Consider the following 1,507-nt stretch of genomic DNA (forward strand, 5'->3'; position numbering starts at 1 on the left):
GTTGAACTACCGCGTATCGCCGAACCGCCACCCGGTTCCGCTGGGAGACGCTCAGCGGGCGAATCCGCACGGTGCGAAGCCTCGCGGCCGATTGGAACATCGATCCGGCGCGGGTAGGCATTTTGGGCTTTTCCGCCGGTGGACACTTGGCGTCCACTGCCGGTACCCATTTTGATGCAGGCCAGTCGGATGCGGAAGATCCGGTCGAGCGCGAGAGCAGCCGTCCCGATCTGCAGGTGCTGTGCTATCCGGTCATCAGCTTCGGGCCTTATACCCACGAAGGCAGCAAGTATTCGCTGCTCGGGGAAGAGCCGGACCCGGAACTGGTCCAGTATTTGTCCAACGAGACGCGGGTCACGCCGGATACGCCGCCGGCCTTTATTTGGCATACGGCCGATGACGGGGCCGTTCCTGCGGAGAACAGCCTGCTCTTCGCCCTCGCTTTAAGCCGCGAGAAGATTCCTTATGCGCTGCATGTATTTGAGGCCGGACGGCACGGACTTGGGCTCGCGGAGGAAGAAGAGGCTGTCAAGGCATGGCCGGACCTGTGCGCGACCTGGCTGAGAGAACGGCAATTCATATAATAATGCTATCACCCGAAAGAAAGGGACGACGCTTATGGAGCGGACGTCCCTTCTTGCCGTTAAGGAGGGGATAAGCACTTCCATCCTCTCCAAGGCATACGCTGGTTACGAACGAGTTGAAATGAAAACCCCCAGGAGGATGATACAGAAGTGATGACCCGTACTTTTGGCATCGGAAACTCAGGCAGGGGATGGGTATGAACACCACGCTCGGCCTAATGTCTGCCAAGACGGCCGAAAGGTCCCATTTTCTTCCCTATGTTGAGGCAGCGAATGTGGCAGGTTTCAAACGGTTGATTCTTTTTGCGCCTGAAGATGTGAACCTGGCCCGGCGAAAAATTACCGGTTACACTTATCAAAAGCATAAATGGGTGCGTACGGTACAGGGATTTCCAGATCTCATTTATGATATAGGCCATTACAGGACGATCCGCGGTTACCAGCAAGCGGAAGAAATCAAATCCTTCAGCCGGCTGCCCTTTGTTGGGGACTGGCTTGGCAATAAGTGGGTCGTCTATCAGGGACTGAAGGCGTCCCCGGAAATCGCGGAGCATTTGGTGGAGACGGAGCTGCTGATTCGGGCGGCCGACGGAATTTCCATGCTGGAGCAGCACAAAGCGCTCATGCTGAAACCGGTCAGCGGAGAATCGGGTACCGGGATCAAACGGATCAGTCTTCGCAAGGACATGCTGATTATTGAGGAAGACGGGGGCGTATGCCGCGGCATCAAGGTGGAATCGGCAGGGAGATATTTAGATCAGCTGGCCGCCAAAGGTTATATGATGGCAGCCGGCGCTACGATTTGCGCGTGAACAGCCGAAACCCCTGGGACTGCCGTGCGCTGATTCAGAAAGATGGGCTGGGCAGCTGGAGCTTTACCGGGCTCGTCGTCCATGTAGGACAGACAAGCCGTCTGACGACGC

Annotated in this window: 2 protein-coding genes; both read left to right on the top strand. The window is 56.9% G+C overall.

What is annotated here, in order from left to right; genetic code table 11:
- Positions 1–71 precede the first annotated feature (71 nt).
- Entirely contained in the window at positions 72–584 is a 513-nt protein-coding gene (locus CPT76_RS04780; RefSeq protein WP_105442096.1) for an alpha/beta hydrolase, read from the top strand.
- Positions 585–781: 197 nt separating this feature from the next.
- The gene (locus CPT76_RS04785) at positions 782–1,396 is read left to right on the top strand and encodes a YheC/YheD family protein (protein ID WP_105442097.1); all 615 of its coding nucleotides are present in this window, start codon (positions 782–784) and stop codon (positions 1,394–1,396) included.
- Positions 1,397–1,507: the final 111 nt, after the last annotated feature.

It is taken from the genome of Paenibacillus sp. AR247 (assembly GCF_002968895.1).
In the GTDB taxonomy this organism is placed as follows: Bacteria; Bacillota; Bacilli; order Paenibacillales; family Paenibacillaceae; genus Paenibacillus_AQ; species Paenibacillus_AQ favisporus.